Genomic DNA, 21,305 nt, shown 5'->3' with positions numbered 1-21,305 from the left:
GAAGCGTTTACTTTCAGTACACATCCAGCCACCAAGACCCCGTGCACATAAACGAACCCACCGTATCTCCCATCGGTAAACTAATTTACCTCGATTTTTATAGGTTTCGAAAAATAACATAAAGAATTACAACAACGCTTACAACCTTAATGGCCCACTCACCGTACAGCACCTTGCGCCAGAATAGCTGACGCCGACCCGGATTTTTGACGAGTTGAAAGCCAAAACCGAGCGCTAAATACGGCATAAATGGCAGTAGCAGTGCGTTGTATTCAAAAGCACTACGAAAATCGCCATGTAATAAACTATGGATGGCACGCTGCGATCCGCATCCGGGACAATCTAGTGCGGAGAGCTCCTTTACGGGACATTTAGGAAAGAACAGATATTCAGCGGGGTTGTATTTATAGTAGATGGCTATCAAAACTGTAGCTATTCCCGTACCCACTAAGTACCATAAATACCTATACCGACCGTACAACATTTTTTCTAACATGTAGAAAACATACTATCTATGTGGCAAAAACGCCAAAAACCAGAAGGGCGCCGTAGAAGAGCCACACCACTACGCATGCAATAATATTTATTGTCATCCATTTCTTCGCGTTGGCCGAATCTATCTCCGAACCTGCTATGTCTCCGCGATAAAATTTCTTCTCGACTCGTGCTGCATATATAATCGATGGTATCCCTAGTGGCCAACAACAGAAGATCGTGGTTAGAATAGTCTCTACAAGGTAATTCTTAGGTGGGTTCCCTCCGGCAGGGCGACCGAAAGTCGTATTCTGCTGTTGTTGAATTGGAGAAAACTGCGGAGGCACTCCTGCATTAGCAGTATAATAGGGTTGGTCGCTCTGCCCTAACGCAGCAGCCAATTCTGGGATAGTTTTCGCTAATGCCCAATTTGCCATCCCTTCCATCCATACGTAGGTATCCCCAGTTATACCTTTGGTTTTCAGTTCGTCAATCGAGAATGGTCCAAAACTTTTTGCGCCATCTGTATAATAGTATTTTTGCATATTAGGTTCTTATGATCATTAAAGTTAATAATTAATTTCACGAAAATACAGAAGCTATTTTCATTTTAAAGCGAGGAAAGAGCATTTTAGCTGAAAAATTGTTCCGAACGCATCTCAAGAAATTAAAAAAATAAAGGCCCCGAATAATTCCGGGGCCCGTATTTTATCTAAGATTTAGCCTTACATCATCCCTGGCATTCCGCCACCCATTGGAGGGGCACCGGCACTTACAGGATTTTCTTCTGGCTCATCAGCTAACACACATTCTGTTGTTAACAACATCGATGCAATAGAAGCTGCATTTTCTAATGCTACACGCGAAACTTTAGTCGGATCAATCACACCTGCACCGATCAAGTTCTCGTAAACATCGGTACGTGCATTGTAACCAAAGTCTTCTGTACCTTCTTTAACCTTTTGTACGATGACAGCACCTTCGATACCAGCGTTGTTACAGATTTGGCGAAGAGGCTCTTCAATTGCGCGTCTGATTATATCGATTCCAATTGATTCATCTTCGTTCGCTCCTTTTAGATCAGATAACGCAGATGTAGAACGGATAAAGGCAACACCACCACCGGCAACAATTCCTTCTTCAACGGCTGCGCGCGTTGCATGTAAAGCATCGTCAACACGATCTTTCTTTTCTTTCATCTCTACTTCGGTAGTTGCACCAACGTAAAGTACAGCAACACCACCGGCAAGTTTAGCAAGACGCTCTTGCAATTTCTCGCGATCGTATTCCGAAGAAGTTGTCTCGATTTGTGTACGAATTTGAGCAACACGTGCTTGGATATCGTCCGCCACACCAGAACCGTTGATGATTGTTGTGTTATCTTTGTCAACAACAACTTTCTCTGCTTGACCTAAGTCAGAAAGCTCCGCATTCTCTAATTTGTATCCTCTTTCTTCAGAAATCACGGTACCACCAGTTAAGATTGCGATATCCTCTAACATAGCTTTACGACGATCTCCAAATCCAGGCGCTTTAACAGCCGCCACTTTCAGTGAACCGCGAATTTTATTAACTACTAATGTAGCCAACGCTTCGCCGTCAAGGTCTTCAGCAATAATCAATAATGGTTTACCAGTTTGTACTTGTTTTTCCAAGATAGGTAGCAATTCTTTCATGTTGCTGATCTTCTTGTCGTAAATCAAGATATAAGGGGTCTCTAAATCAACCTCCATTTTGTCTGAATTAGTAACAAAGTAAGGTGATAAATAACCACGGTCAAACTGCATACCTTCTACAGTTTTAACTTCCGTCTCCGTTCCTTTTGCTTCCTCAACAGTGATAACACCATCGTTACCTACTTTTTCCATTGCTTCCGCAATCAAAGCACCGATTACGTCATCGTTATTTGCTGAAATCGTAGCAACTTGTTTGATTTTATTGTTATCAGTGCCAACTTCTTGTGACTGGCTCTTTAAATTACGTACAACCGCAGCAACCGCTTTGTCGATACCACGTTTCAAATCCATTGGATTAGCACCCGCGGCAACAGATTTTAAACCTGGAGCAATAATAGCTTGCGCTAGAACTGTAGCTGTCGTTGTACCGTCACCTGCTTGATCAGCAGTCTTCGAAGCAACTTCTTTGACCATCTGAGCACCCATGTTTTCTAGTGCGTCTTTTAAATCAATTTCTTTCGCTACGGTAACACCATCTTTAGTAATCATCGGTGAACCAAATTTTTTCTCGATAATTACATTACGACCTTTAGGGCCTAAAGTTACCTTAACCGCATTTGCTAGTATATCAACACCTTTTTTCAGTGCGTCACGAGCTTCAACATTATATCTTACTTGTTTTGCCATTTTTATTATTATTTTTTTGATCGAAGTCAAGCACGAGCTAAGAAACGATATTGTCCGGGCCCGGCTGAATTATTCTCTATTTTAATCTACTATGAACTTTTATTATAATACCGCGTAAATGTCCGTCTCACGCATAATCAAATACTCTTTCCCTTCATATGTGATTTCTGTTCCAGCGTACTTACCATATAAAATTTTATCACCTACTTGAACGGTAAGAGGTTCTTCGGGTTTTCCCGTTCCAACCGCAACGACTACACCTTGAGATGGTTTTTCTTTGGCTGTGTCCGGAATGTAAAGTCCTGATGCTGTCTTTTCCTCTGCAGGAGCGGCTTCTACTACCACTCGGTCTCCAATAGGTTTAATGTTTAATGCCATAATTATCTAGTTTTATTTTATACTAACTTTAACTTACCATAGTAATAGCACCAACTATGCCAAATGAAAAAAGGAGATATTTCTTGCCATTTTTGCACTTTTGGGTCATCAAAATTGACAGTGCATAGCACTGCTGTGCCAACCTGTCACTTAAAACAGAAAAGCTCCACATAAAAGTTATGTGAAGCTATTGGTATCTTTATAAACGGCGTTTTATTGTGCTGAATCTGTCGCTGCAGGTACCTCTGCTGCACTAGGTGTTTGTTCTTGCACGGGCGCATTGTTTAGATTCAATGGCGGAGCTTGTACAGGCGCTTCAATTTGGCTTCCTAAGCCGCCAGCTGAAGAGCTTCCAGCAGAAGGACCGAGTATATTCAGGGCTATACAAAATACCATCAAGCCAATTGCTAGTCCCCAAGTTCCTTTCTCTAAAAAATCTCCGGTACGTTGTACGCCCATTAAGTTGGAGCTACCCGAAAATCCCGACGACAACCCTCCGCCTTTCGGGTTCTGAACCAATACAATCAAACCTAACAAGGCGCTTACTAATACAATCAGGACAATTAAAAATGTTTGCATTGTTTTATTTCGTTAATATAGTTTTTCTTCTAATTCTTTAATTTGGGTCGCAAAATACGATTTTTTTTCTGGAAATCTCACAATTAATTTTTTGTAGACTTCGATCGCTTTCACATACATTGCCTGGTCAGTATAAATAGCTGCCAATGTCTCTGTTACTAAATCAAATTGCTCTTCTGAACTTTTCCGTGCTTTATTCTCCATGTTCAGTTGTTCTGCAGGAGGAGGTTGTATTTGCGGTTCCTCGCGAATAAAACGCTCTATAACTTCTGTCGTGCGGCTCTCGGCTGGCGGCGCCGTTGCGCGCTGTTTTGTAGCATCACTTAGTTTATCCTCGGGATCCTGTAAATGAATTATACTTTCTCTAATCTGCTGGTCTAGAATAACGCGATCTAACTCCGAAGCATCGAAAGCCGGTTTATTTTTTATCGGTAAACTGGGACTTGCAAATGGTTGATAGGTTTCGGCAAATTCAAGCCGTGTTTTATGCAACCACCAACGAAAACTATAAGGCATAAGCTCGTCGTTGTATAAGCTAATATCCTCTTCCTTCTCCTTTTCTGTCTTTTGTGCTGCTTTCTCCGCACGCGAAGCGCCTTCCTCTGCAGTCTCGCCGGTGACCGGTTTACTGTGCAGGGCAAAGAAGTCACCCCCACCAATACCTTCATTCACTAAGGAGTGCAAGTCGTCCTCTTGAGACGAGCGCGAAAGGTCGTAGTTTAAATTTTCAAATTTAAATTGTGGAATTGGATTTTCGTGGTCCGCGCGATCTGTTGCCTCTAGCGGCTCAGTTCCCGGCATATCCTCTTGGTCCGCCGCTTCTATTTCCGTCGTCTGATCAGGCTCCTTCGTTGGCGCATGCTCCGAATCCACTGGTTCAACATCTTCAAAGGCGACATAGTCGTCGTCGACCACATCTACCATTGGCACTTGCTCGAGGGGTAGGTGTAAATATTCGAACAACCAATTCGGGCTACTAGCTAGCAACTTCGTGTGCGCCGCTAACTCACCGGTCGTACCATCGCTAATATACCGACGACGTTCGCGCGCAAAATACAGTGGTTGTGAGTATGGATATTTGGAAATAAGGCGTTCCAAATCTTCCAGGGATACTTCTACTGGATTTGCTAATGCCTGTCGATATAAAGATGAAAAAGATAAACCTGTATTCCCCATATTACCTACCAATTTGCAAATGCACGATTATAAACATCTTCGGTTAACAATTTTATAATTTCGCCATTCAAAGTTTCCTCTTGTGCAGCAACGGTACCCGCAAATTCCCGAAATTGCGTAAAACTTTCTTCAAAATTACTTTCACCGGTTTCATCCAGGCGGTTGGTATAAGTGACCTTTACAGTAATCGTTAAACGGTTCATTGCTGCCCTATCTGAATTTGCTTCTACTGCTACGGGACTGATATCGTATCCGGTTATGAGCCCTTCAAAAGTAGCGTCGGCCTCGCCATTAACCTGACTCAAGCGCGATTGACTCCGAATTCTTTCCTTTAATCCTTCGGTGAAATTTTGACTCAGTGTTGCGTAAACCATTGGTGCTATATTCTCAAAATACTGCACATTTACCGTCTTCATGTTTTCCGGAATAGAGCCTCCACTTAAACTATAGCTTACTCCACACCGATTAAACAGCCCTAAACAGAGAACTGCTAATATAGATATAAGGGTAACATTTCTTTGCATAGACGCTAAGTTATCAATCTAAGTTTAAATCTTTAATTTTTCGGTACAAAGTTCTCTCGGAAATACCAAGTTCTTTTGCTGCAGCTTTCCGTTTCCCTTTATGCTTCTTGAGTGCCTTTTTTATAAGATCGGATTCCTTTTCAACGAGCGATAGAGACTCTTCCACCTCTTCAGCATCCTCGGTCTCATACGACATATAATCACTATTGCTTTTTGGCGCCTGCTTAGGATTATGTATGGTCAAGGTTGGGTGAGGTGCCTCGTCATTCAAGTAAGCTTGCTTGTTATGCTGCACATCGTCATACAGCTGATTGATATAAGGAGAATTCTTTTCAAAAGTACTGGTGTTTACGCCTTTTTGAATGAGTTCAACAACCAACTTCTTAAGATCTACCATATCCTTTTTCATATCAAAAAGCACTTTGTAAAGGAGATCTCGTTCCGAGAAATCCTCCTTCGATTTGTCTTTAAAAAAGACCGGAAGGGAGGACACGTGTTCGGTCGGAAGATATTTAGTGAGGATCGCACCAGTAACGATACGCTCCTGTTCCAGTACAGCGATCTGTTCGGCAATATTTTTTAACTGTCGCACATTCCCTGGCCATTGATAATTCATCAACATTTCCTGCGCATCGGGTGTCAGCTGCATACCCGGTGTGCGGTACTTGTCCGAAAAATCAACAATAAACTTTCTAAACAATAAATTAATATCTTCTTTGCGCTGACGTAAAGAAGGTATGCGCAAGGGAACAGTGTTAAGCCGGTAGTAAAGATCTTCGCGAAACTTTCCTTTTTTTACAGCTTCGTAAACATCAACATTCGTAGCGGCCACCACACGTACGTTCGCTTTTTGAACTTTGGAAGATCCAACGCGTATATATTCGCCGGACTCCAACACCCGTAGCAAGCGTGCTTGTGTACCCATTGGAAGTTCACCAACCTCGTCCAAAAAAATTGTACCACTGTCGACCACCTCGAAATAGCCTTTTCTAGCCTCATGCGCGCCCGTAAAGGAACCTTTCTCGTGCCCGAAAAGCTCCGAGTCGATCGTTCCTTCGGGAATCGCACCACAGTTAACTGCGATGAACGATCCATGTTTACGTGCGCTTAGCTGATGAATGATGTGAGAGAAAACCTCTTTCCCCGATCCACTTTCTCCTTGTATAAGCACAGAGATATCTGTAGGAGCAACCTGCTTGGCTACATCCAATGCTCTGTTGAGTAATGGCGAGTTACCAATTATTCCAAACCTATTTTTTATATCTTGATTATCCACGCTACTTCCTTGGAATTTATATGCTAAAAATTAGTCTATAATTCGTCCCATCAATGTTGCTGACGTACAACGCTCAGCCAATACATGCACATACTCACCCGGCTTGAAACGTGCATCGATAGGAAAAACAACCATGGTATTTTGGTCATTCCGACCGCAATAGTCCAAATCTGAACGTTTCGAGAAACCCTCGATAAGGACCTTATGAACCTTTCCTACAAAATTCTGCTGACGGAAAAGACTATGCTCTTGTTGTTTATTCACTACCTCGGTCAAGCGTCTCTTTTTCACGAGCTCGGGAACATCATCTTCAAAGCGTTTTGCGGCTAAAGTCCCCGGACGCTCGGAGTACGCAAACATATAAGCAAAGTCATACTTCACGTAATCCATCATCGACAATGTTTCTTGGTGTTCTTCTTCTGTTTCAGTACAGAAACCGGTGATCACGTCGGTAGATATTCCACATTCTGGAATAATACGACGAATGGCTTCTACACGGTCTATATACCAAGGGCGGTCATAGGTTCTATTCATCAGTTCAAGCACTCTAGAGTTGCCAGATTGCACTGGGAGATGAATATAGTTACAAATGTTCTCGTACTTAGCCATCGTATAAAGGACCTCATCGGTGATATCTTTAGGATGAGATGTGGAAAAGCGCACACGCAGCTCTGGACTGACATCAGCAACTCGCGCTAATAGCTCTGCAAAGTTGATGGTAGCTTTCGGCTCCTGCCCTTCTTGCTGGGCGGGGGTAAATTTATAGGAGTCGACATTTTGACCAAGTAGCGTTACCTCGCGGTACCCTTTGTTAAATAAATCACGGGCCTCTTGAACAATAGAGTATGCATCGCGACTACGCTCGCGGCCACGCGTAAACGGAACGACGCAGAATGAACACATATTGTCACAGCCACGCATAATAGAGATAAATGCCGAAATCCCATTCGAATTTAAGCGAACAGGGCTGATATCCGCATAAGTCTCTTCGCGAGAAAGCAGCACATTGACCGCTTTGGTACCGTCGTCTGCTTTATCGATTAGATTGGGAAGATCGCGGTACGCATCTGGACCGACCACCACGTCCACCAATTTTTCTTCCTCCAAGAACTTGGCTTTCAGACGTTCGGCCATACAGCCTAGCACGCCGACAATCAATCCTGGATTTTTCGCTTTTGCGGATTCAAATTCTTTGAGTCGATTGCGCACACGCTGCTCGGCGTTCTCACGGATCGAACAAGTATTGATAAAAATTACGTCTGCTTGTTTATAATCTTTAGTAGTCTCAAACCCCTTATCCAACAGAATCGACGCAACGATCTCACTGTCAGAAAAATTCATCTGACACCCGTAGCTCTCAATATACAATTTTCTACCTTGCGATTTACCTGTTGGAAGCATGTCTAATACTTCCCCTTGACGCGATTCGTCGTGTGTTTTTGTAATATGATCCAATTCTAGCATAGCACATTTTAAAAGACTACAAAGTTAAGAATAAAAACTTAGAATGATGACACTTTGGCAGATTGAGATTGAAATTTAACATCACTGTTTAAAGTGCAAATCCTACTAAAAATATAAATAGCAGCTCGGCGAGCTGCTATTTATATCGAAAAACAATGTACCGATTTGTAACTATTGCGCAGCTTCTTGTTCTGCTTCTTTCACCATATCATCGCCAGCAACGACTACAATCTCTACGCGGCGATTTTCCGCACGCCCTGCATCCGTATCGTTTGATGCAATAGGTTCGGAAAAATTCTTACCTTGGGTCTTAATACGACCATTTGTTAATCCCTCAGATACTGCAAATGCTTTCACTGCTGCAGCTCTAGATTCCGAAACTTTTTGATTTGCATTCAACGTACCAACATTATCTGTATGGCCAATGACCAAGATTTCCGTTCCTGGCTCTTTATTTAATGTCGCTACTAGGTTTGCAATATTTTCTTTTGCTGCTGATTTTAATGTTGAACTATTAAAGTCAAACAAAATACCCTCATCAAACTTTACAATGATACCTTCGTCGGATTTGATTACTTCTGCACCGGCAACAGTATTCTCAATTTCCTTTGCTTGCTTGTCCATCTTTTTACCGATAAGCCCACCTGCTACCCCCCCAATTGCAGCACCCGCAAGCGCACCAACAGCAGTATTACCCGCTTTACCACCGATTAAGGCGCCAAGTCCAGCACCCGCAGCAGTACCGATCACGGCACCCTTTGTCGTGCTACTCGTGTTCTGTATCGTAGAACAACTCGCTAACAACATCACGGACGTTGCTACTGATAAGCCGTAAACAGCTACTTTTTTATTCATTTTCATAATCAACCTAATTTACTTCGTACTTTTATTTAATACGCATATTATTAAACAAAGGAAATGCCAAAAGTGTTTTAATTATCAATACCGACACAAAAAGGGAAATAATTATTTCTCTTGAGGGGGAATTTCTAATTTCGGAAGACGTGTAGATCGAGGCCGACCATTTCGCTCCCAGCTTTCCATAGAGTTTTTTACATACGCCAAGAAATCATATTGCCCCCATCGCTGCACCATACTGTGAGAAGGACGATACAGATCCATAAACGACTGCAATTCATCCCCTTCCAACCCTGTTATTTTACCCACAGAACCTTTATTAAATACCCGGTCCACTTGTGACTGTTCGAGTTCCCTGTCCATAACTTTAGCAAACCGCTTAGCATTCTTTGCGTCGCGTCCGAATAAATTATAAAGGGCAGTAGCTGGGCTACCTAAATAGGTGCCGAATGTATTTTTCCCGCCATTGTAGACACCTTTCTTGCGATAGTCGTCTAACATATCACGCATTTCGGCCTCTTTGGTCTGGCGGCTGATAACGACGGTCTCGATGGTTAAACCTTGTTGCAATTCGATCAGAATATCCTCTTCGGTAAAAAGCCGCGTCTTTACTGGACCGTAGCCCGTTTTTGTAAATAACAAGCTATCCCCCACAGAGGCATCTATGATAAAAACCCCGAAGGTATTGGTTCTCGTGGATTTTTTGGTTCTCATATTCATCACATTCACATCCGTGATGCGCGTGCTCTCGCCCTTTTCTACGACAAATCCAGAGATCCCGTTTGACTGCGCCGTGGTCGAGCTCATTCCAAGAACGAAAAAAACTACCGTACCCAGCAGCAAGCATAAATTTTTAATTTTAATATACATTCGGACTAAAATTAACAAATGTTTGATCGAGACAATGTTAAAAAGTACTAAATCTACTTTTTAAGTGAAGGGTATGGATAAAAAACAAAATTTGCGCCTTCGGGAATAACCACGAAGAGACACATAAAATCTTCTGACTTCTTATAATGTTTGATAAAATAGTCTTTGCGGTCTTCCTTGATGACGCCCGCTTCGAGAAACTCCTCTAACGAGCTTACGTTGATAGACCACTGTGTCTGCAGTTCTTCTCGGTTCAACAACAACTCCCCGATTTTGACCGTATGCTGATGGGCTATAAAGATTGGGTAGGCTGTATACTGCTCGGCACGCATTTCGTCAGAAACCTCTTTGATGGAGTCTGCGTAAAAATCTAAATCTATTTTTAAGCTATTCAACGGGCTAGTTGTAGCCTTATCACCCCCCTGGGTCCCGCTTGCAGCTATTAAGTCTTCTATATCCAAAATATAAAATTATAAGTCCAACATCATTTAAACTATTTCCGCTGCAAACACTATGCCTTTAGTTTGAGCAGTGCCACGTTCTCCACGTGCTGAGTATGCGGAAACATATCGACAGGCTTTATCCGAAGCACGTCGTACTTTTGTTGTAGTATCTCCAAATCGCGCGCCTGGGTAGCAGCATTACAGCTCACATAAACTACCTTCACGGCCTCCATTTCCAGAATTCGGTTTACTACGTCTGCATGCATCCCTGCTCGTGGCGGATCCGTAATAACGACATCTGGACGTCCATGCTGCGCCACAAAATCGGCAGTCAAGACATCTTTCATATCGCCGGCATAAAATTTAGTGTTTCCAATTCCGTTGATTTGCGAGTTTACTTTCGCATCCTCGATCGCTGTGGGAACATATTCCACGCCTACCACCTCACGCGCTGAGCCTGCGACAAAGTTTGCAATGGTGCCCGCCCCCGTATATAAATCGTAAACAAGCTCATCGCCCGAGAGTTCGGCGAACTCACGTATTATTTTGTAAAGCTCGTAGGCCTGCGCGGAATTCGTTTGGTAGAAAGATTTGGGTCCGACTTTGAACTTTAGGCCTTCCATCTCTTCGTAAATATAGTTGCGCCCTTTGAATGTAATTATTTCTTGATCAAAAATGGTGTCATTGCGTTTTTCATTGACAATGTAGAGTAAGGAAACTAAGCTCGGGAACTTTTCGTGTATAAATCCCATCAGCGCATCTATCTGTTCCTGGCTAGGGTATGCAAAAACTACAATCAGCATCACTTCTCCGGTCGAAGAGGTGCGGATTATCAAATTACGCAAGGCACCTTCGTGCGCACGTAAATCGTAGAAAGAAATTTTATGCGCAATAGCGAAGTCTCTTACCGCATTTCGAATAACATTCGACGGGTCCTGCTGCAAAAAACAGTGATCAATATCCAAAATTTTATCAAAACGGCCCGGGACATGAAACCCTAAAGCATTCATCTGCTCGGGAGCAACTTCTTGATCAACCGAAGTTAACCAGCGTTTATTCGAAAAAGTAAATTCTAGCTTATTACGGTAATAATCGGTTTTCTGAGAAGGAAGGATTTTTTCCATGGAGGAGGTATCCACTTTACCGATGCGGCGAAGCGCATTTTCAACATATTGTTGTTTAAAAAGCAACTGCGCTTTGTACTCCATGTGCTGCCACTTACACCCGCCGCAGGTTCCAAAATGGGGGCAGAATGGCTCCACGCGATGTTCCGAGGGTTCCTTTATTGCTACGAGACGCCCTTCCGCAAAACTTTTCTTCTTACGCAAAAGTTCGACATCCACCAAATCACCCGGCACCGCATGCTCAATGAACATCACTAAATCATCTTGTTTGGCAACACCTTTGCCCTCTTCGGCAATATCTAGGATTCTTAAATCCGCAATAAACCGCTTATCCTGTGGAATTTTTCTACCCATAATGGCTGCAAAAATACGCTTTTTTTAGTTAGCGTTCATTGGAATCTTTAATCTTGAGCCATGGCACCTTTAAAGAATACGATCTCGATTCGTTAAAGCAGGGTGGCTTGTACAAGGTAAGGGAGAATTTCCTTCTGAAAGGAGATAAAGTTCTTACGTACATCTGCTTCGGTCACGGCCGTGAATGCAAATGAAAAAACGATATTCTTACTCGATTTTATTAAAAAAGTTAACCGCTCTTCGGGAACGGTCTGGGCAATAGTATCATTTTGAATAAAGGAACTTAGCAACAAAAACTCTAAGTCGTCCGACAGGGTCTTGAGGAACTCCTGCGCATTTGCAGACTCTCGGATAAATTCCCATCCAACAAATTCGTTACATACTGTATACGTGACCCGGCTGACTCTTAATATCGTATTCGCTAGAAAAGTGGACAGATCTTTTTCCCGCACATTTTTGTTTAAGATATCTTGCACATTTTCCCGAATGTAATCCAAGAGCACTTGATGCAAAATAAGCTCTTTACTGGAAAAATGTTTGTAAAACGTCGCCTTAGCAATATTTGCGTGCTTTGAAAGCTGATTGACACTGGTCTTATTATATCCATAGCGCCGGAATAGGTCCCGCGCTGACTTTTTAATTGTTAATATGACAAGATCATTTTCCACAGTGCTCTTTTGAACGAATTGACAACTTTAGTTTGATTGATAAATTAAGGACCAGCTGTTTCGCTTACACCCTTCTGGTGAGGATTGGTTAACACAAGCACTATCATCTAGATTATGCGCTACAGTACCAATCTTCAGGATTTTAAACGATTTCAGTTTCAAATTGCGACAAAAATCGAACATCATTCTCCGAGAAAAGACGAAGATCGCGAATTTCGTATTTCAGATTGGTAATACGTTCGATGCCCATCCCGAAGGCGAATCCGGAATACTTCTTACTGTCAATTCCACAATTATTTAGCACATTCGGATCAACCATACCACACCCTAGGATCTCTACCCATCCGGAATGTTTACAAAGCTGACACCCTGCACCTTTACATATAGTACAGGAGATATCCATCTCCGCTGATGGTTCGGTAAAAGGGAAATACGACGGGCGGAAACGCACTTTGGTTCCTTCACCGTATAGCTCTTGCACAAAATGGAAAAGGGTTTGTTTTAAGTCGGCGAAAGAAACGTTTTCATCCACATAGAGTCCTTCTACTTGATGAAAGAAACAGTGTGCACGTGCAGAAATCGCTTCATTTCTATACACGCGGCCGGGCATAATAGCACGAAACGGTGGTTTGCCCATCTCCATTAATCGTACCTGTACCGAAGAGGTGTGCGTACGTAGCGCAATATCGTTCCCTTCTTGCTTTTCGACAAAAAAAGTATCCTGCATATCACGAGCAGGGTGCTCCGGTGGAAAATTTAGAGCTGAAAAGTTATGCCAGTCATTTTCTATTTCAGGCCCTTCAGCAACGATAAAACCAAGCTTTTTAAAAATCTCGACAATTTCCTTACGGACTAACGATAAGGGATGTCTGGACCCCATCTGAAAGCCAGTCCCCGGAAGAGTTAGATCCCCTTCTTCCCTTTTTACTTCTTGGGAGGTACCACTGAATAACGATTGATATTCGGAATATTTGGCTTCAGCAAGCTGTTTAAATTCGTTCAATTCTTTTCCTAAAGTTCTCTTTTCCTCGATCGATACCGTCTTAAATTCTTCGAATAACGATTTAATGATGCCTTTTGCAACAAGGAACTTCAACCGATAGTTCTCCACATCGGCCGCCGAGGTAGCTTGAAAAGCATTAATTTCTCCTGTATACTGCTTAATTTTATCCTGCAACATAAGGCCAAAGATACGGCAAAATAATTAAAGTCGTCCGCGAGCACACTGAATTTTTCCGTGCTCGAGCAACAATTTTAAAATGGCAAACCGTCGTTATCGTCGTTGTTCTCTAGGAAATCTACGTCCTGGTTTTTATCCGCTTCATCGGTATTCTGGGTTTCTGTAGGTTCCTTCGCCGGGGGATTGAAATCCGAAGGACGCCCCAAGAGTTTGAAACTTTCCCCCACAATCTCCGTTACAAAACGTCGATTACCATCGCGATCCTCGAAGTTACGCGTACGCAGATGCCCTTCAATGTAAATAAGCTTTCCTTTCTTCAGATATTTCACGGCCATCTCGGCCAACGTTCGCCACATGACAATATTATGCCATTCCGTATGCTGCACGCGGGCTCCATCCTTGTTATAATTTTCTGAAGTCGCTAAGGAGAAACTACACACCGTGACATTGCCATCCAAATATCTTACTTCGGGATCTTTACCCAAATGCCCCACCAATATAACTTTATTAACGCTCGCCATTTCTATAATTTAGTATCAATCAGATGTTTGTTCTCTTCCAGAAACGAGAATATTAGTTTGTGTTTAGCTAAATTATCTATTTTATCCCACATATAGTAGTCCCCTAAACACTTTTTATCTTTTATCGAAGAGAATCCACGCACCAAATAAAAACAGGCGTAAATATTTTGATGGCTGAGCACGTGCTTCACCTGCCTACCGATCTTATCTAACGTTATCGGCTGGCCGAAATAACTCGAATCCGAAAGCTCTTTGAATAATTCATCAACCGGCAAGCTTGTATCTGTCTGATATAAAGGAAACTCATATAAATTCGCCCAGACATCTTTATCGCCGCGCTGTACCATGAGCAACCCGTGCTGATCGGCAATCAGAAAATAATGAAAATAACGATCGCGGCTAACGCGGCTTTTGATCTTCACCGGAAGAACATGTGTCTGTCCGGATTGGTAAGCGGCGCATTCCAGCCTAAATACACATTGATCACAGCCGGGATTCTTGGGTTTACACTGCAGCGCGCCAAAATCCATTATGGCTTGATTGTAGGTTCCCGGATCCCGCACATCCAGCATCTGTTGGGCGAGGCTCGCAAACAGTTTCTTACCTGCCGAGCTATTGATGGGCTCGGAAACCCCGAAATAACGGGACAACACGCGATACACGTTTCCATCCACTACCGCCCGGGGCTCATTGGAAGAGAATGAAGCTATTGCCGCCGCCGTATATTCGCCGACCCCAGGCAGTCGAATCGCTTGATCATAGCCACCGGGAAATACTCCTCCATATTCCTCAACGACCATTTTGGCCGCCTTTTGCATATTTCGGGCTCTGGAATAATACCCCAAGCCCTGCCACAAGCGCAGAATGAATTCTTGGTCTGCGGCGGCAAATTTTGTTACAATCGGGAACTCTTGGAGGAACCGATAAAAATAGGGTAACCCCTGCTCCACGCGCGTCTGCTGGAGGATGATCTCCGAGAGCCATATAACATAAGGGTCAGACGTTGTCCGCCAAGGTAATTCACGTCCATTGACCTGGTACCAATCTATCAGTTTTTGAGAAAATGACATTCACAAAGTTGGTCAATTTTTAACAATAACCATAGGTGTTAAAAATGTTAAAAAATGTAAAATATTGACTACAAACAACATGATAAGTTACTTTTGTGCACCGTAACATAAAATGTTTTTACTAAGGAGATATGCTAAAGAAAAAAACATCCGTGCTCTTCGTCGAACCGGATGGTACATCTACAAAAAAAATACAAGTCCCGACAGTCGTTGTCACCCATTGGAAAAAAGTAATGATTTCATCAATTATTTTGATATCGGCTATCGTGTTAACTGCAATTTTCGCGGTCAGACAATATACCTCAGAACGTTATACCACAGTTTATGGTCGCCAAATTAATGACCTGAAAGCTCAGAATCGTCAACTCGAAAAAGATGAGTTCGACAGCCAGACGACGGCTGAAGAAATGAAAAAATCTTTCAATTCGATCGACAGCACCTTAGAACGTATCAATCAAAAAATGAAGAAACGTGGGCTCAAGGCGATCAAGATGGAAAACGTTGGAGGACCTATCGAAGAAGAAAGTGACGACTACCTCATTGAGCTATCTCAATTTTACAAAGAGCAACTCATAAAATTAGAAAACAGACTTGAAGGAATGCCGCTAGGTACGCCCCACCCCGGTCGTATTACTTCGCCCTTCGGATACCGTAGAAATCCGTTTACCAATCGCGGTCGAGAAATGCACTCGGGCGTCGACCTTAAAGGAAAAACCGGGGATCCGGTAAAATCAACAGCAAAGGGGGAAGTAACTTTCGCGGGCTACCAAGGGAATTACGGCTATGTCGTGATGATGAAACATAGTAATGGGTATGAAACACGCTATGCGCACTTAGTACGCACACGCGTAAAAAAAGGAGAATATGTGGAAGCAGGCGAAATCGTTGGATTGCTGGGCAGCACGGGGCGCAGTACAGGACCGCATCTGCACTACGAAGTACTCGTTAATAGTAGGAAAGTAAACCCTGCGAAATATTTTAATTTCTAGAATCATTTGGTGCATGATCGTGACGCTTCAATCTATTTTGAGGCGTTTTTTTTTACTCGCTGGCACCAGTTTTCAAATGAATCTTTGCAAAAACGTCGTTTTTTAAATGGGCTTTGTTAATTTTGAAGCATGTGCGAAGTCAACTTTGAAATTGCAACCTTACATCGAGGGAAATACATGATCCTGCTATTAACAGGCGTGTGTATGGCGGCACTTTTAGTAGCTAGACTGCCCATACAAGAAGTACTAAAAATTATTGTCGTCCTTCTCAGTGTGCCCCTATCTCTATTTTTAGGAATAAAATGGAGCGCCAACCCCTCCCGGTGGACAATCGAAAAAGATCGCTTGTCGATCAGTTTCAAAAACAAAGCCCAAGATATTGACCTCGGTACGATAAGATATATCCGTAACGTGCCTCGCTCCGGCGGAAATCTGATCATGATCTTCGTGAAGGATGCAAAGCAACCTAAGCGCTACTGGCGAAATAAACTTTTTCAAGCCTCCGATGACTTGGACTCCCTCATGCACGTTTTAAAGACACACGGCGTGGAATATTATTATGCATAACTAAACTCGAATATGAAAAAAATCATACTTTTTACTGTTTTAGCGCTATTGGCAACGGCGGCCTCAGCACAGCGTCCCGGCTATTGGCAACAACACGTGGATTATAAAATGAACGTTGAGGTAGATGAAAAAAACTATCAATACCTTGGTGAAATGACCCTAAAATACACCAACAATTCAAACCATGATCTTCCTAAGATCTATTTTCACCTGTATTTTAATGCCTTTCAACCTGGCAGCATGATGGATTACCGGTTGACAAACATCATCGACCCCGATGCGCGCATGAGCACCAATATCGGCACTAGAGAAAATCCAAAGTACCAAAGCCGCATTGCTGTATTGAAGCCCGATCAGATCGGTTATCAAAAGATCGGCAGCCTTACCGTTGACGGTCAAGCCGCAAACTATAAAGTTGATGGAACTATTCTAGAAGTCACCCTAGCTCAACCTATCACCCAGGGTAAGACCGCAACCATCGAAATGAAATGGGAAGCCCAAATTCCCGAACAAATTCGTCGTAGTGGGCGCAACTCGAAAGAGGGTGTCGCGTTATCGATGGCGCAGTGGTATCCGAAAATGGCACAATTCGATGAATTTGGGTGGCATCTGGATGAATACGTGGCGCGCGAGTTTATCGCTCCATTCGGCAACTTCGATGTCACCATAAACCTAAACAAAGACTATGTTGTGGGCGCTTCGGGCAGACTCCAAAACCCGCTACAGGTTAAAGGTTACGACAAGAAAGCCAAAATTGCCGCGAAGAATGGCAAAGCAACTTGGAATTTCAAAGCAGAAAACATCCACGATTTCGTATGGGCGGCAGATCCTAAATTTGAAGTAGACTCCGCTACATCGAATGGAGGAACGACCATCTATACGGTTTACTTGCCGACAAACAAACAAGTCAAAGAAAACTGGAAAACAGCACTGTCGCTGTCCACTGAGTTCTTTGATTATTGTGGGGAGCACTTTGGTGCCTACCCATGGCCTACGTACAGTATTATTCAAGGAGGAGACGGTGGGATGGAATATGGAACGGCCACACTTATTACAGGAGGGCGTGACATTAAGAGTTTGGTGGGCGTAATTTTCCATGAGGCAGCTCACTCCTGGTACCAACAACTATTCGGTATTAACGAAACTGTTGACGAATGGTTCGACGAAGGCTTCACCAGCTATATTGAAGAGTATGCATTTCAAAGTCTCTTCGAAAAAAAGGGAGCCCTCAAGAGTAATCCTGTGATAAATGCATACCGCTCGTATTACAAACTAGCGCTCTCGGGAAAAGAGGAACCGATAAGCCTACTTGCAGACTATTACGATACGAACTATGCCTACGGAAATGCAGCTTACAATAAAGGACAAGTTCTTGCCGAGCAGCTTGGTTATATTATCGGTAAAGAGAATCTTCAAAAAACATTTCTAAGCTTTTACGACCGTTGGAAGTTCAAGCATCCTACGCCAAATGACTTCAAACGCGTGGCAGAAGAAACTTCAGGCATGAATCTTAAATGGTACTTTAACCTATTTATCAATACGACTCGGACAATAGATTATGCTATTGAGAGCGTTACCGAAAACGAAATTCGCCTCACGAACAAATCAAATTTCGCTATGCCACTTGATCTTCTCGTGGAATACGAAGACGGTAGCAAAGAGCTCTTCTACATTCCGCTTCGCGAAATGCGTGGAGAAAAGCCTACCGAGCAGTTAGTAATGTACCAAGGCATTACCAGAACAACGCTTGAAGATTGGTTTTGGACAAATCCGAATTACAACATTAAAGTAACCAAGAAGCCTGTCAAAGTACAAATCGACCCGTCGTTACGGTTAGCAGATATCGATTCATCGAACAACCTCTACGAAAATTAATTAAGTATTCAGGGTCCTAAATATTGTTAGGACCTTGAATACTATATATGTGATTTAATTAATTCTCTCGCCCTATTTTCATCTAGAAATCGACGGTGTCTATTTGAGACTGCAAAAAGTGTATCTTAGTGAGTATGGAACGCGTTATTGAATTAAAGAAATATGTAAAAGATGATTTACCCGATTATCAACAATTAGTTCGGTGTTCCGAAGTAATGTACTATATTACTGGCCTCGGGATGGATGGCATTCAATCTAAGGCAAAATTTAACTCAATTCTATCGATCAACAACCAACAACATTCAATTGGTTACTTCCAGGTGTTAGATCAAAACACAAAAGATGTTCTAGGTGAATGCAAATTGGTGTATTATCTCGATGATCCGACGGTCTTTGAGATTGGGTATCTTCTAAAGAAAGAATATTGGAGACAGGGATTAGGATCAAAAATTTGTCAGGACTTGTTAAATCTTGCACAGTATATCGACCCCACAAAAGATATAATTGGTATTATACATCCAGAAAACGCAGCCTCAAGGCGTCTACTTGAAAAATTTGGATTTAGGAGCTTTTTTCGCGGTTTTGAAAATGGATTACCGACCGAAAAATTCATTAAAAGTGCCACTTTAAAATAACATGATAATTTATAGTAGCGCTTTAAATTATCATGTTATTTGATAGGTTTAAACATTAGTGTCTAATTATATTAAAACATGTTTAAAAGTTCAAAGATATCGTACTCCAATATGTCGTATCCGCCCTATGGTCCACGTCTATGAATAATCCTATGCCGTGGGTAGCTTTGCTGGATGAGCAAAGAAGAAAAAAGAGTTCAGATGTTTGCTATGATAGCAGACTGGCAGCAGAGCGGCCTGAGCAAGAAACGCTACTGCGCGGAAAATAGCATCAATGAGGCTACATTTTATTACTGGTTTTCTCGTAGTAAAGAAAACGATACATCCAGCGGGGGCTTTATAGCAATGGATAATACCGGCAGAAAAGGCGATGTTGAGGTTATCTACCCCAATGGGGTGCGTATCAAGGTAAATACCGATCTTGGTCTACTTTCCCAGTTGATACGTCTTTACTGATATGTTTTCATTGGGGTCTTCTCACCGTTTTTATCTTTACGACGGACACTGCGACATGCGCAAGAGTTTTGACGGTCTTTGCGGCCTGGTCATATCAGTGATGCATCGCCAGCCGACCGGTGGTGAGGTATTTGTGTTTCTGAACAGAAGCCGTACCCATATCAAACTTCTGCACTGGGAACACGGGGGCTTTGTGCTGTATTACAAACGGCTGGAGCAGGGGACTTTTGGTACATCTTCACTTAAAAAAGGTGAGCTGTCATGGAGCGATCTGGTATTGCTCATCGAGGGCGTCCAGGTTGTAAAAAGCATACAGAAAAAACGTTATTCATTGCCACAAAAACAGCTTTTTTGATTGCAGGAGCGCAGAAAAAACCGTATCTTTAGGCTATGGAAACAGCGCTGGAAAACCTCTCGAAAGAAGACCTTCTGAAGGTTATTTCCAGCCGTGACCGTACATTGAAAGAGCGTGACGAAAAGATCACAGCCCTATCCGAAGACTCCTCCATAAAAGACGAAAAGATCGGATATCTGGAATCCCAGCTTGCCATGTACAAACGCATGCAGTTCGGACAGAAGCGTGAGCGTTTTGAGTGCGACCCCAACCAGATCGCACTCCCGTTTGAAGCAGGGTCTGTAGAAGTAGAGCAACAGCAGGAAGAAACCAAACAAAAGATCGAGTATACACGCAAGCGCCCTAACCATAAGGGACGTGCTAAGTTACCTAAACATCTACCTGTAGAAGAGATCAGGATCTATCCCGAAGGTGACCTATCGGATATGGTATGTATCGGAAAGGAAATCACCGAAGAATTGGAGTGCGAGCCGGCAAAGTTCTATATCAAACGCTATATCCGCTATAAATACACGCCTAAAAATGGAGATGGCGTTAAGATCGGCGAACTTCCCGAACGTGTCATCAACAGAGGTACCCCCGGAGGAGGCTTACTGGCAATGATACTTACCGGTAAATACCAGGACCATCTCCCACTGTACCGCCAGAAGCAGATCTTCGCCAGGGAGAACATACAGGTCGCCTCCTCGACCATCGAAGGCTGGACAAAGGAGGCACTGATCAAACTTGAGCCACTTTATGAACAATTGGTCTTCGATACAAGAACAAAAGGTTACCTGCAGGCTGACGAGACACCCATAAAAGTACTCGATAGCGATAAAAAAGGCGCTGCCCATCAGGGCTGGTATTGGGTATACCACTGCCCATTGGACAGGACCGTACTGTTTGACTATAATCCTTCACGTGGTGGCCACGTGCCTAAATCCATGCTGGATAACTTTAAGGGTTACCTCCAGACGGATGGGTATGCCGCATACCAGCAGTATGGACAGAAAAAGGACATCACGCATCTGGCCTGCTGGGCACATGCGCGCCGTGAGTTTGAAAAAGCACTGCAGAACGACCGTCCCAGAGCCGAAAAGGCACTGCTGATGATACAGAAACTC

Annotated in this window: 24 protein-coding genes; 7 read left to right on the top strand and 17 right to left on the bottom strand. The window is 43.0% G+C overall.

What is annotated here, in order from left to right; genetic code table 11:
- Positions 1-97 precede the first annotated feature (97 nt).
- From FM107_RS18265 to mutY, 17 genes are all read right to left on the bottom strand, one after another.
- A complete protein-coding gene (locus FM107_RS18265) occupies positions 98-496 on the bottom strand; it encodes a DUF2752 domain-containing protein (RefSeq protein WP_218779050.1) in 399 nt (132 codons plus the stop codon).
- A 16-nt stretch (positions 497-512) separates the two neighbouring features.
- Entirely contained in the window at positions 513-1,019 is a 507-nt protein-coding gene (locus FM107_RS18260; protein WP_086949918.1) for a CD225/dispanin family protein, read from the bottom strand.
- Positions 1,020-1,199: 180 nt separating this feature from the next.
- Positions 1,200-2,837, bottom strand: a complete 1,638-nt coding sequence (gene groL, locus FM107_RS18255) for a chaperonin GroEL (RefSeq protein WP_086949917.1) — start codon at positions 2,835-2,837, stop codon at positions 1,200-1,202.
- Positions 2,838-2,939: 102 nt separating this feature from the next.
- Positions 2,940-3,215, bottom strand: coding sequence for a co-chaperone GroES (gene groES / locus FM107_RS18250; RefSeq protein WP_086949916.1), 276 nt, complete (start codon positions 3,213-3,215; stop codon positions 2,940-2,942).
- Between the two features lie 213 nt (positions 3,216-3,428).
- Complete coding sequence (gene secG / locus FM107_RS18245; RefSeq protein ID WP_086949915.1) at positions 3,429-3,794, bottom strand: preprotein translocase subunit SecG; 366 nt, start codon at positions 3,792-3,794, stop codon at positions 3,429-3,431.
- 12 nt (positions 3,795-3,806) lie between these two features.
- Positions 3,807-4,970 (bottom strand): hypothetical protein, encoded by a 1,164-nt coding sequence (locus tag FM107_RS18240; protein WP_086949914.1) that lies wholly within the window; start codon positions 4,968-4,970, stop codon positions 3,807-3,809.
- Between the two features lie 5 nt (positions 4,971-4,975).
- Positions 4,976-5,494, bottom strand: a complete 519-nt coding sequence (locus FM107_RS18235; protein ID WP_086949913.1) for an LptE family protein — start codon at positions 5,492-5,494, stop codon at positions 4,976-4,978.
- A 13-nt stretch (positions 5,495-5,507) separates the two neighbouring features.
- Complete coding sequence (locus FM107_RS18230) at positions 5,508-6,770, bottom strand: sigma-54-dependent Fis family transcriptional regulator (RefSeq protein WP_086949912.1); 1,263 nt, start codon at positions 6,768-6,770, stop codon at positions 5,508-5,510.
- A gap of 30 nt (positions 6,771-6,800) precedes the next feature.
- On the bottom strand, positions 6,801-8,234 hold the full coding sequence (miaB, locus tag FM107_RS18225; protein WP_086949911.1) for a tRNA (N6-isopentenyl adenosine(37)-C2)-methylthiotransferase MiaB: 1,434 nt from the start codon (positions 8,232-8,234) through the stop codon (positions 6,801-6,803).
- 171 nt (positions 8,235-8,405) lie between these two features.
- Complete coding sequence (locus FM107_RS18220; RefSeq protein ID WP_179204541.1) at positions 8,406-9,095, bottom strand: OmpA family protein; 690 nt, start codon at positions 9,093-9,095, stop codon at positions 8,406-8,408.
- A gap of 105 nt (positions 9,096-9,200) precedes the next feature.
- Positions 9,201-9,962 (bottom strand): hypothetical protein, encoded by a 762-nt coding sequence (locus tag FM107_RS18215; RefSeq protein ID WP_086949909.1) that lies wholly within the window; start codon positions 9,960-9,962, stop codon positions 9,201-9,203.
- A gap of 53 nt (positions 9,963-10,015) precedes the next feature.
- Positions 10,016-10,423: a hypothetical protein gene (locus tag FM107_RS18210; RefSeq protein ID WP_086949908.1), complete on the bottom strand. Its 408-nt coding sequence runs from the start codon at positions 10,421-10,423 to the stop codon at positions 10,016-10,018.
- Between the two features lie 50 nt (positions 10,424-10,473).
- Entirely contained in the window at positions 10,474-11,883 is a 1,410-nt protein-coding gene (gene rlmD, locus FM107_RS18205) for a 23S rRNA (uracil(1939)-C(5))-methyltransferase RlmD (RefSeq protein ID WP_086949907.1), read from the bottom strand.
- 92 nt (positions 11,884-11,975) lie between these two features.
- Complete coding sequence (locus tag FM107_RS18200) at positions 11,976-12,551, bottom strand: TetR/AcrR family transcriptional regulator (protein WP_086949906.1); 576 nt, start codon at positions 12,549-12,551, stop codon at positions 11,976-11,978.
- Positions 12,552-12,693: 142 nt separating this feature from the next.
- Positions 12,694-13,731, bottom strand: a complete 1,038-nt coding sequence (gene pheS / locus FM107_RS18195; RefSeq protein WP_086949905.1) for a phenylalanine--tRNA ligase subunit alpha — start codon at positions 13,729-13,731, stop codon at positions 12,694-12,696.
- A gap of 74 nt (positions 13,732-13,805) precedes the next feature.
- Positions 13,806-14,252, bottom strand: coding sequence for a single-stranded DNA-binding protein (locus FM107_RS18190; protein WP_086949904.1), 447 nt, complete (start codon positions 14,250-14,252; stop codon positions 13,806-13,808).
- A 2-nt stretch (positions 14,253-14,254) separates the two neighbouring features.
- Complete coding sequence (mutY, locus tag FM107_RS18185; protein WP_086949903.1) at positions 14,255-15,322, bottom strand: A/G-specific adenine glycosylase; 1,068 nt, start codon at positions 15,320-15,322, stop codon at positions 14,255-14,257.
- A 131-nt stretch (positions 15,323-15,453) separates the two neighbouring features.
- On the opposite strand from mutY, the gene FM107_RS20120 reads away from it, so the two are divergent.
- The 7 genes from FM107_RS20120 to FM107_RS18150 form a co-directional block, all read left to right on the top strand.
- On the top strand, positions 15,454-16,311 hold the full coding sequence (locus tag FM107_RS20120) for a M23 family metallopeptidase (RefSeq protein ID WP_086949902.1): 858 nt from the start codon (positions 15,454-15,456) through the stop codon (positions 16,309-16,311).
- A gap of 129 nt (positions 16,312-16,440) precedes the next feature.
- A complete protein-coding gene (locus tag FM107_RS18175; protein ID WP_086949901.1) occupies positions 16,441-16,878 on the top strand; it encodes a hypothetical protein in 438 nt (145 codons plus the stop codon).
- Positions 16,879-16,890: 12 nt separating this feature from the next.
- Positions 16,891-18,753 carry a M1 family metallopeptidase gene (locus FM107_RS18170; RefSeq protein WP_086949900.1) on the top strand — a complete coding sequence of 621 codons (1,863 nt, stop codon included), beginning with the start codon at positions 16,891-16,893 and terminating at the stop codon, positions 18,751-18,753.
- Positions 18,754-18,887: 134 nt separating this feature from the next.
- Entirely contained in the window at positions 18,888-19,388 is a 501-nt protein-coding gene (locus FM107_RS18165; protein ID WP_086949899.1) for a GNAT family N-acetyltransferase, read from the top strand.
- Positions 19,389-19,589: 201 nt separating this feature from the next.
- The gene (locus FM107_RS18160; RefSeq protein WP_086950063.1) at positions 19,590-19,844 is read left to right on the top strand and encodes a hypothetical protein; all 255 of its coding nucleotides are present in this window, start codon (positions 19,590-19,592) and stop codon (positions 19,842-19,844) included.
- Between the two features lies 1 nt (position 19,845).
- Positions 19,846-20,199: an IS66 family insertion sequence element accessory protein TnpB gene (gene tnpB, locus FM107_RS18155; RefSeq protein WP_086949898.1), complete on the top strand. Its 354-nt coding sequence runs from the start codon at positions 19,846-19,848 to the stop codon at positions 20,197-20,199.
- Between the two features lie 35 nt (positions 20,200-20,234).
- The coding region (locus tag FM107_RS18150; protein WP_143559537.1) for an IS66 family transposase at positions 20,235-21,305 on the top strand (1,071 nt) is incomplete at its 3' end.

Source organism: Sphingobacterium sp. JB170, assembly GCF_900163865.1.
Lineage (GTDB): Bacteria > Bacteroidota > Bacteroidia > Sphingobacteriales > Sphingobacteriaceae > Sphingobacterium.
This window is presented reverse-complemented; position numbering and strand designations above follow the sequence as displayed.